Source organism: Aeromicrobium changchenzhani, assembly GCF_057586615.1.
The window spans coordinates 73,577-87,945 of record NZ_CM172480.1 but is presented as its reverse complement, the minus strand read 5'-3'; the positions used below and the strand labels follow the sequence as shown (position 1 = coordinate 87,945).

The 14,369-nt window shown below is 61.8% G+C and carries 14 protein-coding genes; 7 read left to right on the top strand and 7 right to left on the bottom strand.

Going from position 1 to position 14,369, the window contains the following annotated elements:
• Window positions 1–441: 441 nt before the first annotated feature.
• Window positions 442–744, bottom strand: a complete 303-nt coding sequence (locus AC2YB9_RS00465) for a hypothetical protein (RefSeq protein WP_487266801.1) — start codon at window positions 742–744, stop codon at window positions 442–444.
• Between the two features lie 1,100 nt (window positions 745–1,844).
• Here AC2YB9_RS00465 and AC2YB9_RS00460 point away from each other — a divergent pair.
• Complete coding sequence (locus AC2YB9_RS00460) at window positions 1,845–2,318, top strand: SAM-dependent methyltransferase (RefSeq protein ID WP_487266800.1); 474 nt, start codon at window positions 1,845–1,847, stop codon at window positions 2,316–2,318.
• Between the two features lie 857 nt (window positions 2,319–3,175).
• On the opposite strand, the gene AC2YB9_RS00455 is transcribed toward AC2YB9_RS00460, so the two are convergent.
• Window positions 3,176–3,625, bottom strand: a complete 450-nt coding sequence (locus tag AC2YB9_RS00455) for a PaaI family thioesterase (protein WP_487266799.1) — start codon at window positions 3,623–3,625, stop codon at window positions 3,176–3,178.
• 422 nt (window positions 3,626–4,047) lie between these two features.
• On the opposite strand from AC2YB9_RS00455, the gene AC2YB9_RS00450 reads away from it, so the two are divergent.
• The 3 genes from AC2YB9_RS00450 to AC2YB9_RS00440 all read left to right on the top strand — a co-directional run bounded on the left by AC2YB9_RS00450 (window position 4,048) and on the right by AC2YB9_RS00440 (window position 6,151).
• Window positions 4,048–4,371: a putative quinol monooxygenase gene (locus tag AC2YB9_RS00450; protein WP_487266798.1), complete on the top strand. Its 324-nt coding sequence runs from the start codon at window positions 4,048–4,050 to the stop codon at window positions 4,369–4,371.
• 860 nt (window positions 4,372–5,231) lie between these two features.
• Window positions 5,232–5,867: an oxidoreductase gene (locus AC2YB9_RS00445; protein WP_487266797.1), complete on the top strand. Its 636-nt coding sequence runs from the start codon at window positions 5,232–5,234 to the stop codon at window positions 5,865–5,867.
• Window positions 5,868–5,884: 17 nt separating this feature from the next.
• On the top strand, window positions 5,885–6,151 hold the full coding sequence (locus AC2YB9_RS00440; RefSeq protein ID WP_487266796.1) for a hypothetical protein: 267 nt from the start codon (window positions 5,885–5,887) through the stop codon (window positions 6,149–6,151).
• Window positions 6,152–6,217: 66 nt separating this feature from the next.
• On the opposite strand, the gene AC2YB9_RS00435 is transcribed toward AC2YB9_RS00440, so the two are convergent.
• Window positions 6,218–7,270 (bottom strand): tocopherol cyclase family protein, encoded by a 1,053-nt coding sequence (locus AC2YB9_RS00435; RefSeq protein WP_487266795.1) that lies wholly within the window; start codon window positions 7,268–7,270, stop codon window positions 6,218–6,220.
• Window positions 7,271–7,477: 207 nt separating this feature from the next.
• Here AC2YB9_RS00435 and AC2YB9_RS00430 point away from each other — a divergent pair, with 207 nt between their 5' ends.
• Complete coding sequence (locus tag AC2YB9_RS00430) at window positions 7,478–8,338, top strand: alpha/beta fold hydrolase (RefSeq protein WP_487266794.1); 861 nt, start codon at window positions 7,478–7,480, stop codon at window positions 8,336–8,338.
• Window positions 8,339–8,431: 93 nt separating this feature from the next.
• On the opposite strand, the gene AC2YB9_RS00425 is transcribed toward AC2YB9_RS00430, so the two are convergent.
• The 3 genes from AC2YB9_RS00425 to AC2YB9_RS00415 form a co-directional block, all read right to left on the bottom strand.
• A complete protein-coding gene (locus tag AC2YB9_RS00425) occupies window positions 8,432–8,890 on the bottom strand; it encodes a hypothetical protein (protein WP_487266793.1) in 459 nt (152 codons plus the stop codon).
• A 508-nt stretch (window positions 8,891–9,398) separates the two neighbouring features.
• Window positions 9,399–9,878: an SRPBCC domain-containing protein gene (locus tag AC2YB9_RS00420; protein ID WP_487266792.1), complete on the bottom strand. Its 480-nt coding sequence runs from the start codon at window positions 9,876–9,878 to the stop codon at window positions 9,399–9,401.
• Window positions 9,879–9,903: 25 nt separating this feature from the next.
• Window positions 9,904–10,803 carry an SMP-30/gluconolactonase/LRE family protein gene (locus AC2YB9_RS00415; protein WP_487266791.1) on the bottom strand — a complete coding sequence of 300 codons (900 nt, stop codon included), beginning with the start codon at window positions 10,801–10,803 and terminating at the stop codon, window positions 9,904–9,906.
• Window positions 10,804–10,903: 100 nt separating this feature from the next.
• Between AC2YB9_RS00415 and AC2YB9_RS00410 the strand changes: the two genes are divergently transcribed.
• Window positions 10,904–11,746, top strand: coding sequence for an SDR family NAD(P)-dependent oxidoreductase (locus AC2YB9_RS00410; protein ID WP_487266790.1), 843 nt, complete (start codon window positions 10,904–10,906; stop codon window positions 11,744–11,746).
• Between the two features lie 302 nt (window positions 11,747–12,048).
• Window positions 12,049–13,689 (top strand): fatty acid--CoA ligase, encoded by a 1,641-nt coding sequence (locus AC2YB9_RS00405; RefSeq protein WP_487266789.1) that lies wholly within the window; start codon window positions 12,049–12,051, stop codon window positions 13,687–13,689.
• A 14-nt stretch (window positions 13,690–13,703) separates the two neighbouring features.
• Here AC2YB9_RS00405 and AC2YB9_RS00400 read toward each other — a convergent pair whose 3' ends face one another.
• A complete protein-coding gene (locus AC2YB9_RS00400; RefSeq protein WP_487266788.1) occupies window positions 13,704–14,192 on the bottom strand; it encodes an OsmC family protein in 489 nt (162 codons plus the stop codon).
• Window positions 14,193–14,369 lie beyond the last annotated feature (177 nt).

Below are 14,369 nucleotides of genomic sequence, written 5' to 3'. Positions count from 1 at the left end.
CATTCTCGAGCTCGTGGGCAAGGCGCCCCGGATACAGTTCATTGGTTGCGACGACCACTAGAAACTGCCATCGACGGACGAGTGCACTGTGACCGTATGAGGATCGGGCGTCGGAACGCGCTCTGTTGGTGGCACGCGGTCGACAAAGCGCTGTGTGCCGACGCATCAAGAGTGAGCAGGCGGCGCTTCGTCGATCGGTGGTTAGACATCGTGCGACCGCAAACAGGTCAGTTAAGGCTTGTCGGACTGGTGGGCCTTCGTACGTGGGTCACATGAACCCATGATCCCGCAGGCGGCCGTCAGCCGGACGATGGCGGCTTTAGTCACCGACGTCTGCTTCCTCGACAAACTTTACGCAGGTCGAGCCATAGAAATCGCAACGGAACACGTTCGGGTTGGCCCTGACTCGATAGGTGTAATCCTCACACGATGATCGCTACATCACGATTCGGAACCGCCCCGACGTCGAACCAAGTTCCTAGCCAACGCCACTGTCGCGACCAACATCATCGGAATGAAAACCAACACCCAGTAGGAAAACAGCCGCGGATGAGTACCACCGTCCAGCTTCCCGGCCGAGACACCGGCCACAATCATCAACGCGAACAGACCGAGGCGAAGCCAAATTGTGTTGTAACTTCTCGCCTCGTGGTCCGACCCCGCCCAAAGGTCCTGGAACAAGAGCATGACCGCGACCGCGGCGACAACCGTGACCAACACCAACAGAACAATCAGCGCTGGCATCTAGAAGACCTCCTTCACAATATTCCAACAACTGCCCGAGACAAGGCCGAACCATCCTGCTCCGCCGTACTTCATGAGATCCTTGATGACTTTACGATCCTTTGCGCTCTTAGAAATGAAAGATCTAATTTTAGCAATCTTGCTGACGGCAAACGGGCCGGCGAACGAAGCGAGGCCGGCTGTGCATTTTGCGATATTCGCGGTCCACCACCAAAAACTCGGGTCGGCGGTGATTCCGTAGGCCCATTTCCCGCCGTGGTGGTCGACGACTTAGGTGAGTGTGGTGCCGCTGATTTCGTAGTGAGTGGGAACTTTTAATCCGTTGGCGTCTCGCGCCCACGGGGCATCATCACCCATTGCTAGGAGTTCACCATCTAGAGGTGTAGGCGCTGACCCCCCGTCATCGTCCAACTCAAGATCAGCGACATCTCCAGAAAGTTTGAGATCGAACGTCTTCTGGTATGACCAGATCTGGGTTCTCGACAGACGGCGCGACACCTTGCTCGTCGACTGCTTGTTGCATGGTTTGCATGACAGACCCATGGACAGAATTGTTGGCAGGTTCCTGAGCCATCGCTGGCAGGCCTGCGAATGTCAAGATTGCCGTCGTTGACACGATCACGATCGTTAGCCAACGACTGACGAGCAAACATATTTTCGCCGAGCACCGACGAAATGAAATGGCCACGAACCTGACCTCAGCATCCCTGTTAAGGGTGGCCGACCAGCAGAAGATCCCGCACGATGAGGGGATTACCTCGTCAATCAGTTCACGAAGACAGTCGTCCGCCTGAATTCGCCGATTTTCTAATGGGCACGTGAATCGACAATCGCGGCCGCTCGGTGTCGCATAACCTATGTGCCTCAAATCCCATAGGTTCCGACGCAGCTAGACGCCAAAACGTCGCGGTCGAACGATATCGGGTCATTGCCCGGCACATACGGTCGCGATCAGACACTTCGGATGCCTAGGGTTGCGAGACAGTCCGAACCGAGGGTGGATTCATCATCTGATCCGAATCCATGCATCATCAGGCCTGAGACGCTTCACTTGTCCAGCGCTCGTGGAGTCTGTCTGGACGAGCCACTACATTTTGTTTATGGCCGAAATAGTTCTGTTGCCAATCGGGTCCGTGTCGTCGCCAAGGATCGAAGCCTTAGACGACGATTGGGACAGCATTACGTCGACGATCACTCTTGATGCCGGGCAGTTTGGCGAGGAGGTGCTTCGAGGACTCCAAGACTTCTCCCACATCGAAGTCGTTTACTTCTTCGACCAGGTTGACGCTGACAAGGTGCAGACCGGCGCTCGTCACCCCAGAGGGAACAGCGAATGGCCCGAGGTCGGCATCTTCGCGCAGCGCGCAAAGGCCCGTCCCAACCGCCTCGGGGTCACCGTGTGTCGACTTCTCGGGGTCTACGGTCTCACCTTGACCGTCAATGGGCTCGACGCCATCGACGGCAGCCCGGTCCTGGACATCAAGCCGTACATGTCTGAGTTCGCAGCCCGCGGCGAAGTCAGGCAGCCCGACTGGACGCACGAGCTTATGGCTTCATACTGGAGCGACAGATAGGTCGACGGCCCTGAGCGTAAGCCGACTAGCCCAAGCCAGCACCGCCCACGTGGCCCCGGTTCTAAACTGGAAACCAGCGGAATACCGCGTGCGAGCAGACTCATTGCGCCAGTATTCGTTGCGCCAATGAGTGGGTACATGCAGCTCGATTTGACCCGGGCGCTGCAACGCGAGATTTGTGATTCTGGCGCATGAAATCAACCGATGAGATAGTTTCTATCGCCCCCGGTGAGACGCCTCATATCCATGGGTTTCAAGGCAGCTTGAAGCCGATCTGCCGTGCTTGATCTGTCCCTCCGAGCCCTTGGCAAAGCACTGCGCCCTATCCGAGGACGGGGCTGGTGCGTTCGTCGATCCTGGAGGTCCCTCCGGGTCAGCTTGGGGAGCGGCGTGCCGACCACTCGCTACCGATGATCGACATCATCACCTCGTCGTACCATCTGCCGTCGTGCCAGACCGCCTCGCGGCGGCGGCCCTCCTCCACGAACCCGGCCTTTTCGTAGGCGCGGATTCCTGCTGGATTGTACGGCGCCACGGAGAGCTGGATGCAGTGCAGACCCAACTCCCGGAATCCTCAAACCGATCCGTACCCAGCCGGACAGTATGAGATTCGCCGGTCGTCAGCGGCCACCGACAACCCGCTGAACACACACTACAAAAACTTCGTGGAGCCGGTGAAGTCTGTGGAACATTGCAAACAAGTCTGTAGCAGCTACAGGACAGGCCTCAAATAACCCCGGAACCGCAACGAAACCCGAACTTCTTTAACCACCCTCCGAGGGCAGCGAGAACCGATGACGGGGATCGAGTGGGCCTCTTACTCGCGGCGAAGCCGGGCCGTAGACACCTGACCACAGTCAGCCCATTACTCGCATTTGGTAGTAGCCGTGCGTGCGGGCCACGACCGTCCCGGATTCGTCGACGACCTCGCTGGTCAGCTCATAGTTCGACTTGCCATTGGCAATGGCCTCTGCCTGAACCCGGACAACCTCCTCTTCCGACAGCGTGGTCCTCGCCGTGACTGCGGTCATTGCCGGTCGGGTGAAGTCGATCTCGAGCCGCCTGACCAGCGGCACACCGCCAGGCACGTCCATAAACCCAGCCATCAGCCCGCCGAGCACCTCCGCCACCGTGAACAGGCAGCCCGCATACATCGCGCCGAAGTGATTGCCGTTCGGCTCGGCGGGGATCCGCGCAGCCGCACTATGCGGAGTTACCTCGAGCACCTCAAGGCCCATAGCGCCCAAAATTGGGATCATTGCACGGGCATCGGCAGTCAGCTGAGGAAGGGGAGTTGGTTCGGTCATGGTCGAAATCTAGCCTTTGAGCTAGCGGAGAACCGCGAAGGGCCCCAGCCAAATCCCAACCTGGCCACCACACGAACCGTCCGGCGGGCGCAGAATTGAGGATGACTGTCGCAGTTTCCTGTGAGGGCCTTGAACTGGTAGCGGGGACAGTATTGGAAAAGTGCGCCGTTTGGGGCCGCTGGAAACCTTCTGAGCGTGAAGTTGATGGTTGCAGTGGCAGATGCCACCTTCGCTATGGGACTCTAATCGGCACCGCCAACTTGTACGCGGGCCCTCCGCGGCACCAGCCGACAGCGACTACCTTCAGGGAAGACTATTGGCGACGTCGATGCGAGCAGGCTCGCTAACGCGCTCGTAAGCACGTGGTCAAAAGAACCGGAGCGGGCGTGGCGCCAACTCACCATCACTACTTAGGAGACGAATTGATTCTCATCACCGTCAAGACGAAGTTGAAGCCGGGCAGCGCTGAGGCCTACCTCGCGGCAAACCGCCCCTTCCTCGAGGCAACGCGCCAAGAGCCGGGAAACAAGTGGTACGAGCAATTTCGCAGCGTCGACGACCCCGACACCATCCTCACCCTTGAGGCATTCGACGACGCAGCGGCTGGCGAGGCTCACGTCAGGTCAGACCACTTTCAGCAGTTTCTCGCCACCCAAGAGACCAAGCCGTTCGTCACCGAGGTTCCAGACATCATCTACGTCGACCTCCCGGAGCAAGAGGGCTGGGATAAAATGGCTGAATTCTGAATGACTCATCAGGCAGGAAGGGCAGCATACGCGCGAGATCTGCTCGTCGTACCCCTCCTTGATGCTGGTCACGGCTGCGCTGGAATCGCATCGCTGGCCGTCACACATCTATCGACAGAATGCGCGAAAGTGCTGTCGTTCTCGTACAACCGAACAACCGAACAACAGTGTTCACGTGAACATCAAGCACTCCGCCTGTGACTTGGCACGGACCCAGCGAAGCTACCGACCTGGGACGTCTTGTCCACCCCAACCTGGTGCGGACCAGCACTGAGTGCGTCTTTCTCGACGATGAATGCCTTTAGCCCACCACCGCACCCGCGTCATCGTGCCACGTAGAGACGCCCGGTCACCTTGAGGCGTGATGCCCCTCAAGGTGACCCGAGTCTTGGGCAGTTGAATTGCAATCGGGGCAAAGTAGGCTGATTTGCGCATACCGCACGGATGGAGAATCCACATGTCAAAAACTCCTAACGGCGCTCCAACCGCTTCTGGGCGAATACGGAGACGGTTGCCATCTGGTTCTTTGTGGTCGGTAGCCTCGGGATGCTCACCGGATCCATTGGCGAAGTGGTTGTCCGGATCGAGAAACATCGTCGTGGCGAAGAGCAACGTTGCACCCGATTTCTTCGAGCGCTCGAACTGCGCCCCCTGAAGCCTGCCCCGCGCGTGTGGAAGCATCGGCGGGACAACCCGAGGAGTTCTTGTGGCCCAGCTCGATACCCCGCTGACCCTGCCCAGCGGACTGGTCCTGCCGCATCGGATCGTGAAGGCGGCGATGACCGAGAACTTCTCTGACGCCGACAACCAGCCGACGTCCCGCCACGAGACGCTCTACCGTCGTTGGGCGCAGGCTCCGAATGGCAGCAAACTCATCTCCGGTCATCGCTCAACTGAACCACCCGGGCCGGCAGACCAACCGATTCCTCTCCGCGACACCGGTGGCACCCAGCACCAGCGCGGCTGTGCCGATGATGGGCATGTTCGCGCGACCGCGCGCTTTGGGCTCAGCCGAGATCGAAGCAATCGTCGCCGCGTTCGGCACTGCCGCTGCGCTTTGTCAGCACGCCGGTCTCGACGGCGTACAAGTGCACGCGGCCCACGGGTACCTGTTGGCGCAGTCCCTCTCACATCACGTGAACCAGCGCACCGATGCCTGGGGCGGCGAGGTCGCCGGTCGCTCGCGTGCCCTGCTCGAGGCGGTGCGGGCAGCACGGACAAGCACCGGGTCTGGCTTCACTGTTGGGGTGAAGCTGAACTCTTCGGACTTCAGGCACGGCGGTTTCACCGAGATCTCCGGTGGAACCTATGAGAATCCGGCATTGTTCGGCGAGGTGGCCGAACTCGGCGGAGGTTTGAACGCCAAGGAGGCCTACTTCGCAGCGTCCGTCCGACGTGCGCGCACCGCGGCTGCCGGAGTCCCGATCATGCTCACCGGCGGGATCCGGACGCGCTCGGTGATGGAGTCCTTGCTCATCGACGGGGGGTCGACCTGATCGGCCTGGGCCGTCCAATGGCCACCGATCCAGATCTCCCAGCAAAACTGCTGGCTGGTGCTGCCGGCAGCGCCCTCCCCCGCTACACGCTGCCCACGGCGATCGGGTTCGCAGGAGAGTCGGAATGGTACGATTCCCAGATCGGTCGGATGGGCGCGGGACTTGACGTCAAGCCGAGCCTTAACGCCGCGGTTGCCGCGACTGGATTCGTCGCCGGAGAGCTGGGCCGCAGGCTCAGCGCTCGGCGCCGGCGCACACGCTTGGTGAAGAGCCTGCAGCCCTAGCGGGAATCAGTCAATACGGACGCTGCCACCAGAACGTTGCTTGGTGGCCACACACCGCCGTGGCCATCACATCGGCGAAGCGTCGACCGCGTCCGTTCCGTGTCCCCGGCGCTCGACCTCGGCCCGGGCGCGGTCGATACCGCCGTGTTCGAGGGCGGCAAGGTTCGACTCACCTTCCCAGACGACCCGGCCCCAGCGACGGACCGTGACCCGCATGGTCGCACCGAGGTGCTCGATTGCGCCGGGAACGTTACGTCGCTCCGCAGGCAGAGGGACCGGCAGCACATGGGCCGTGGCCAAACTCCCCGATCCCTCGATCTCGACACTCCATTGGGCGCTGCGGCCGTGCAGAGACCAACGCTCGTCGCTGACCTCGGCATGGACCGCTGATACCAACGGGTCGCCCAGGCGGATGAGTTTGCCGTCGGGCAGCAGCACGACGACGGCAGTCACCGTGGTGCGGATCGGCCCAGCGCTGACCTCGCCGCCTGCGAACGCGACACACACCGACGGGTCGGCGAAGCCTTGTGCTTGCCCCCACCACCACGATTCGGGGAAGCCACCCTTGCCCCAATTCTTTTCAGCGTAAACCGACCATCCATTGATGTCCCAGGTCTCATCTCCGACGACAGCATGACCGTGTGCCGATCCACCCAGGAGCCACGGGTGCCAGTACTGATTCAGGCCAGGAATCGCCTGAAAGACGCTCGAACCGCCGAAGCCCTTACGCGCCCACGGAACCGGATTGGTGATGGTGACATCGAGTCGTGCGTCCGGCGCGAGATCGACTCGCAGGCGATCGGCGGTGCCGTGGAAGGCATCTCCGGCAAATGCGCCTAGTCCGTCTATGGAAGCAGAGCCCGTCGGGCTGGCCGAGGTGTGCAAGAAGCCATGGGGATGCGCCGCAAGGCCGAGGGTCGACCAGGTCCCGTCGTCCGCGCGGTTCACTCCGTTGAGAGCAATCACGACGCGTCCGGTCGCTGGGTCAGTGAGCCGCCAAAAATAGCCCTCCATCGCCACGCCGTGTGCAGGAAGAGGGTTGCCAAATGGTCGGTCCGCACCGCTCGCGCGGTATGCCCGTCCTACCGCTGCAGCGGCTCTGCGCCCCAAGGAAGTCATCCCGACACTATGACAGGCGGGGTCGGACACCTGGCGTACGGTCGCGACCACTGGCAGCGGCTGCTGGCCGGCTAGGTCCAACACCGTAATGGAATTCACTGCGCGTTGCGAGGCGTCGGGGCGTGACCAGTGACTCCTGGATCGCGGTTGGGCTCTGAGCCTGAGCCGGATAACATGAACTTGCCCGGTCCAACGACCATTTCGAGGATGACCACCATGGCGCGCATCGCACCAAGCAAGGTCGTGCTCCACAGTCACGACCTCTCCTATATCGACAGTGGCTCTGGCCCCGTCGTGCTTTTCATCCACGGGATCCTCGGGTCCCGACGGCAGTGGGCCCACCTCGTCGACAAGATGGATGACAACCACCGGGTGATCGTGCCCGACCTCTTCGGTCACGGCGAATCGGCAAAGCCCCTGGGAGATTACTCGCTCAGCTCGCACGCCGCGACCATGCGCGATCTCCTTGACCACCTCGGGATCGAGCGGGTCACGCTCGTCGGGCACTCGCTCGGTGGCGGCATTGCAATGCAGTTTTTCTACCTCTTCCCCGAACGGGTCGATCGCCTCGTACTGGTTGCCAGTGGCGGCCTGGGCCGTGAGGTGAATTTGGTCTTACGCTCTGCGACCCTGCCCGGCGCCGCGCAGGTGCTCAGCGTCCTCGCCTCCGCACCTGTCCTCGCGCGGGTGGAGGCACTGGGTCGTGGCGCGTCGAAGGTTGGCTGGCGGCCTGGCTCAGACATCAGCGCGATCTGGCGGGGGTTCAGTTCACTCGGGGACCGTGAGAGCAGGCACGCCTTCCTCGCCACCACCCGTGCCGTCATCGACATCGGCGGGCAGAGCATCAGCGCCCACGACTACCTGGGGGGCGTGCAACCAGTCCCGACCCTGATCGTGTGGGGCACGAAGGATCGGATGATCCCGGCATCGCACGCGCTCAGCGTGGAGGCTGAGCTCCCCGACTGCCGCGTCGAACTGTTCGAGGGCGCGGGCCACTTCCCGCACCTTGACGACCCGGACCGCTTCGCGCGACTGCTCCGCGAGTTCATCGCCGCCGACGCGACGTAGAAGCACCCGACCGCAGCCGAGTCCTGGCCCCCTCCGCGGATGTCCGGCTCCCTCGCGTGCACAACGGCCGGTAGAGCGTAGCCGTGCAGGAGGTCAGCGGTTGTGCATCATCCACATTCCCCATCCGTCCGCGCCAGAATGCCCGTCCATCCACGTCACCATGTCGTCACAGGTCGACGCGGCCCGGTCGCCGGACTGGGCGGGGTTGTCGTCGGCCCATTGCCGACACGCTGCGCGCATCTGGTCCGGTCCGGCCATCATGCCCGAACCCATCATCGTGTGACCCATGCGGCCGCCCATCCAGTCGGCCATCCCCGAACACCAGGCATCCGACGGACCGTTCGGCGCGGCTGATGCGGCCCAGTCGTCGCACCCACCCCTCACCGACGCCAGCTCGGCCATCGAGCTTCGCGTGGGCGTGGCGTCCTCGTGATTGCGCAGTGCATACCCGGCCCCGAACGCGGTAGCCGCCACCAGCACGACCACGATCACGAGGACCCAAGGCCGCCGCGCGCTGCGTGTGGACATCCTTGCTTCGGGGTTAATGGCCATGATTTCAGACTGATACACCCGTCGGCGTCTGGACAGGGACCGAAGACCTGCCGATGAATCCAAACGTCCTGATGATCACCGCTCACCGTTTCGAGTGCGACGTATGCCCCTGCTTGGCGATGCCACCGGACTGCGTGGTGTGCACCTGCAGTCCCCATCGGCACCGACACCCTGTCGCTGGTGAGGCTTGGCGCCCGAATGACCGGACTCGACTTCAGCCCTGCCGCAATAGCCGCGGCACGACAACTCGCCGGCGCACTCGGCTGGCTGCCCGACATCCGGCGATGGGCGGCTGTGGTGGCGGGTCTCCTCGACCCGACGGGATTATCGCCATCGAATATCCGTACTTCGAGCGCGAAGAACCCTCTATCTGGGACGAAGGAGGAACGTACGTCGATACCGCTGCGGAATTTCAGCACACCGTCACCCACGAGCGGAATCACGGACTCGGCGAGATCGTTTCGGCCTTGCTCGACGTGGGGCTGAACATCACCGGTCTGGTTGAACACTACGGCGTCCCGTTTGTCGCCCTCTCTTCGCGGTTTTCGACGAAGGCTCGAAGCTGTTCAAGCGCCTTGGTATGGCCGTTACGGTGCCCGTCGATCATGCCGGCACCAACGAACGAGGTCACCTGATCTGTGAGTCGAATGAGAGTTGCATCCTCGTGGGTGTGGAACTGCCACGTCAGGAGCGCAACGGCAAGTAGCTGATCTTCGACTCGTACGGTGTCCGTGTGCACGATGAGCGATTCCGGAACGATCTGGACGTAGTCCACCGCGCCGTGGAACTCAAGCGTTTGTGGTGGTCCGCAGCGGTACCTGTCTTGACCCCCGACCTGAAAGTTGGACTCGTCGAATATCTGCGCATCACCGGCTGGAACGCCCCATACGAGGCGCTGAGTCGAGTCCGCATAGGCCGCCCATACCGCGGACAACGGAGCATTGATCGACTGCGTAAACGTCAAAGTGTCGTGGACAACGGAGACCATAACCGGCGCTTCCCTCCCAGTCCACTCACGGCAGACCGGCATGCGGGACATCGACCCGCACGGTGCGGATCTCTGCCTCGCGAACCGCGCTGCGTGCGTGTTCGTCGAAATCGGGGGCGCAACTGAGGAAGAGGATGCGCCCATCACTGCCACCAAGCATGCAGGCAAACACGCCGCCGCCCGGCGCGATCTCTTCAAGAATCTCGCCGCCTTCAGCGATCCGGCAGACGCGGCCGCCGACCGCATCGGCAACCCAGAGGGAGCCTTCAGCGTCGAGGCAACAGCCATCGGCAGCGAGGACGGATTGCGGCACCACCTCGGCGACTACGCGACTGGTCGGGAGGTCACCGAAACGGGCCCAGTCGCGACGTTCGCCGAGACTGCCATCCGGCTGGATCGCAAACGCGCTAATGCGGTTGCCGAACGTCTCATCGACGATGAGGGTGCCACCGTCGGGGGTGATCACGCTGCCATTGGGAAACCACAGATCCTGCGCCACTTCGGTAACCGAGCCATCGAGATCGATCCGCAGCAGATTTGCAGTCTCCAAATCTGCCCCGCCCATGAGGTCGAAGCCGAAGTTGCCCAACCAACAACGGCCCTCAGCGTCCACCACCATGTCGTTCGGATGCCCGGTAACCGCATCGGTGACGTCGGCATGGACCACAATGCTGCCGTCGGACTCGCGGCGCATCACCTTGCGATCTTTCATCGACACGAACACCAGTCGGCCATCGGGCAGCCAGCCCAGGCCAGATGGCTGGGCGGGAACGTCAAGCTCAGTCCGCAAATCCTCACCCGACTCGGTCATCGAATAGATCGCGTACGTATAGAAATCAGCGAACCACAGGCGACCCTCATGCCATCGTGGGCATTCGGTGTAGGACATGCCAGACATCACGCTGTGAACCGCTCGCTCAACCATGTCCCGACCCTAACAGTCAGTGTGACCTGCAACACTTCGTCGGAGTCGCCCAGCACCATCAGATGAAAGTCATCCTTGGACCCTGTCCTACGCTTTTGACATGAGTGATCAGACGATGGCAGGCCGTACGGTCTTGGTGACCGGAGCAAGCGACGGAATCGGGGCCGAGAGCGCCAAGGCTTTGGCCGCGAAGGGCGCAACGGTACTGGTAACCGGACGTTCAGCCGACAAACTCCGTCCCATCGCCGAGGCAGCCGGCACTGAACCGCTCATCGCCGACTTCTCCAGGCTCGACGACGTCCGCCGACTCGCCGAGAAGGTTGGCGAGCGCGTTGACACACTCGACCTCCTGATGAATAACGCCGGCGGCACGTTCGCTCCCTCGAAGAAGACTCACGATGGCCACGAGCCGAACTTCCAGATCAATCACTTGGCGCCGTTCCTGCTTACCAACCTGCTCCGCCCCAAGCTCGCCGCCGCCGGAACGTCACTAGTCGTCAACACCTCCAGCGTCGGCAACCTAGCGGGCAAAATCGTGCTCGACGACCTCGACTACGAGCACCGGCGGGCGACCGAGCTCCGGGCTTACGGCACCGGCAAGCTGATGAACATCATCTTCACTCGTGGCATCAGCCAGCGCTGGTCTGACGACGGAATCGTCGCTGCTGCGGTCCACCCGGGACCGGTCGGCAGCTCGTTCGGCCGCGACTCGTGGTTTGTCGGGCTCATCTACCGGTCACCGCTCAAGCGTCTCGCCACCATCAGCGTCGCCGACGGCGCGGCGCCGCTGATCGCTCTGGCCGAGCGCGGCCCCGACCCAGAGATCAACGGACATTACTTCAGCCGGTTCACGATCGACGGCCGCGAGAACAAACAGGCTCACGACCAATCAATCATCGACGGCCTGTGGGAGCGCTCAGAAACGCTGGTCGGACTGTCCTAGGTTGACGAGCGAACCACGCGCCTTCCAATAACAGCGGCGGAAAATCGCTGGCGCTCGGCACTGTGGCGCTATTCTTCGTGCTCATGGTCGGCCTCGTAGTTCTGGCCGAGGTACCCGCCGTGGTGTTGGCAGCGTACGAGTCATCTCTCCTGCTGCGCTGATGAAGTGAAGTCAGGGCCTACGCGTGAACGGCAACCGCTGCGCATAGACGCGGTCCGAGTTACTTACGTACGACCGGCTGCGCCTCTTCATCGCCCGGTGTAGCGTCAGTGTCATCCACGTCACACTTTGCGGAGGCACCGATGCGCAGCACCATGCAAGACATTCCGTTGGCCATCAGCAGCATTCTGGTGCACGGCTCGACGATTCACGCCGACGCCGAAGTCGTCACGGCCACTGCAGACGGGACACGTCGGGCCAGCTTCGCCGACATCGGCAAACGCAGCGCACAGTTGGCCCATGGGCTGCACGATTTGGGCATCTCGATCGATGATCGCGTCGCCACCTTTCAGTGGAACAACCAGGAGCATCTGGAGGCCTACCTCGCGATTCCGTCGATGGGCGCCATTTTGCATACGTTGAACCTTCGCCTGTTCCCCGAACAGGTCACCTACATCGCCAATCACGCCGAGGACAAGATCGTCATCGTCGATGATTCGCTCGTCGACCTCTTCGCACCGCTACTGCCGACTTTCGACACCGTGACCCACGTGTTAGTCGCCGGCCCAGACGCGGCAACCGCGGACCTCGACTCGCTGCGCAGCAGTGGCAAACAAATCCTCCTGTATGAAAACGTGCTTGCCGGACAACCCGAGTCCTATGAGTGGCCGGCCGTGGACGAGCGCGATGCTGCCGCGATGTGTTACACCAGCGGAACGACCGGCAATCCGAAAGGCGTTGTCTACAGCCACCGATCGGTCTATCTGCATTCAATGGCCGTCGCGATGGGCACCAACGCCGGCCTCACCCCACTCGACCGCGTCCTTCCGGTCGTACCGATGTTCCACGCCAACGCCTGGGGATTGGCCTACTCGGCGTTCATGGTTGGTTCATCGCTGCTGATGCCGGACCGCTGGCTGCAGGCCAAGCCACTTATCCGATTCATGGAGGAGACCCGACCGACCGTCTCGGGCGCGGTGCCGACGATCTGGAACGACGTACTTCGTCAACTCGATGAGCATGAGCACGACCTGTCGTCACTTCGTCTGGTGCTTTGTGGCGGCTCGGCCGTTCCGTTATCCCTGCAACAAGCAGCAGCCAACAATCACGGCATCAACATCATCCAAGCCTGGGGAATGACTGAAACCTCTCCCATCGCGTCGACCGCGCGACCGCCCATCGGCGTTGAAGGCGAGGACATCTGGCACTACCGAGGCAGCCAAGGCCGGCTCGTTCCCGGCATCGAGGGCCGCATCGTCGGCGAGACCGGCGACCCGCTGCCGTGTGATGGCGAGTCGGTCGGCGAGCTTGAGGTTCGCGGCAACTGGGTCACCGCCTCCTATTACAAGGACGATGATCCCGAAAAGTTTGACAATGGCTGGTTGCGCACCGGCGACGTCGGCACACTCGATGCGCTTGGCTTCATCACCTTGACCGACCGCGCCAAGGACGTCATCAAATCCGGCGGCGAATGGATCTCATCGGTCGCGCTTGAGAACGCCCTGATGGCGCATCCCGATGTCTTTGAGGCCGCCGTCGTCGGCATCCCCGACGAAAAATGGCAGGAACGACCGTTGGCCTCGGTCGTCCTACGCGAAGGCTCAACGGTGACTCCGGACGACCTCCGCGAGTTCTTGGCGCATTCCGTCGCAAAATGGCAACTGCCTGATGCCTGGGCCTTCATTGAAGCCGTGCCGCGTACCTCGGTCGGCAAATTCAACAAGAAGGAATTGCGGAAGTCTTACGGCGAGGGCGAACTCACTGTCGAGATGACGACGCTCTAACCACCGGGCAACGCTCAGTTCGCCGAAAACGTTGCCTTGACCGGCACCGCATTGCCTAGGTTGTCCAGCACTGGGCAGTGCTTTTCGACCGCTGCGACGAGGTCGGCATACCGATCGGCCGATTCAGGACCGGTAAGGCTGACATTGACATCGATCGACGCAAATCCCGGTCGTACGGTGTCATCGAGGCCGAAGAATCCGCGCAGGTCGAGGTCGCCGGCCAGGGTGATGTCGAGCGTGTCGATCGAGACGCCGAGTTTTTCTGCCCAGACCTGAAAAGTGATGACCTGGCAGGCGCCCAACGCGGACAGGAGTATCTCGACTGGGTTGGGTCCCGTGTCCGTGCCACCCAATGATTCGGGTTCATCGATCGTCCAGTCATGATCGCGGGCCTGCACCCGCACCTGAGTGGCCGTCCCCGACACCAAGGACGTGCGGACCTCGGGCCGAATCAGTTGCGGCTCAGTCGCGGGAACAGTTTCGTTCTGAGTGATAGTCATCATTTCCTCTTCATCAATTCTGTGTCGTGGACCAGCCGGTCCGCTGGGCAGCAATCTTGCCGGTGCTGACAGTTGTCGCCGCACCACTTTCGGCCACTGAGATGACGCCGCAAAGCGATCACGACGGCGTATGCTGCGCGGCCGATCCCAGCGGGCCGCGTTTTCATTGCCCTATGCAAT

Coding starts and splice junctions, on each gene's coding strand:
- AC2YB9_RS00465 (WP_487266801.1), bottom strand. CDS start 744: ATGCCAGCGCTGATTGTTCTGTTGGTGTTGGTCACGGTTGTCGCCGCG.
- AC2YB9_RS00460 (WP_487266800.1), top strand. CDS start 1,845: ATGGCCGAAATAGTTCTGTTGCCAATCGGGTCCGTGTCGTCGCCAAGG.
- AC2YB9_RS00455 (WP_487266799.1), bottom strand. CDS start 3,625: ATGACCGAACCAACTCCCCTTCCTCAGCTGACTGCCGATGCCCGTGCA.
- AC2YB9_RS00445 (WP_487266797.1), top strand. CDS start 5,232: ATGGCAGCAAACTCATCTCCGGTCATCGCTCAACTGAACCACCCGGGC.
- AC2YB9_RS00440 (WP_487266796.1), top strand. CDS start 5,885: ATGGCCACCGATCCAGATCTCCCAGCAAAACTGCTGGCTGGTGCTGCC.
- AC2YB9_RS00435 (WP_487266795.1), bottom strand. CDS start 7,270: ATGACTTCCTTGGGGCGCAGAGCCGCTGCAGCGGTAGGACGGGCATAC.
- AC2YB9_RS00430 (WP_487266794.1), top strand. CDS start 7,478: ATGACCACCATGGCGCGCATCGCACCAAGCAAGGTCGTGCTCCACAGT.
- AC2YB9_RS00425 (WP_487266793.1), bottom strand. CDS start 8,890: ATGGCCATTAACCCCGAAGCAAGGATGTCCACACGCAGCGCGCGGCGG.
- AC2YB9_RS00420 (WP_487266792.1), bottom strand. CDS start 9,878: ATGGTCTCCGTTGTCCACGACACTTTGACGTTTACGCAGTCGATCAAT.
- AC2YB9_RS00415 (WP_487266791.1), bottom strand. CDS start 10,803: ATGGTTGAGCGAGCGGTTCACAGCGTGATGTCTGGCATGTCCTACACC.
- AC2YB9_RS00410 (WP_487266790.1), top strand. CDS start 10,904: ATGAGTGATCAGACGATGGCAGGCCGTACGGTCTTGGTGACCGGAGCA.
- AC2YB9_RS00405 (WP_487266789.1), top strand. CDS start 12,049: ATGCGCAGCACCATGCAAGACATTCCGTTGGCCATCAGCAGCATTCTG.
- AC2YB9_RS00400 (WP_487266788.1), bottom strand. CDS start 14,192: ATGATGACTATCACTCAGAACGAAACTGTTCCCGCGACTGAGCCGCAA.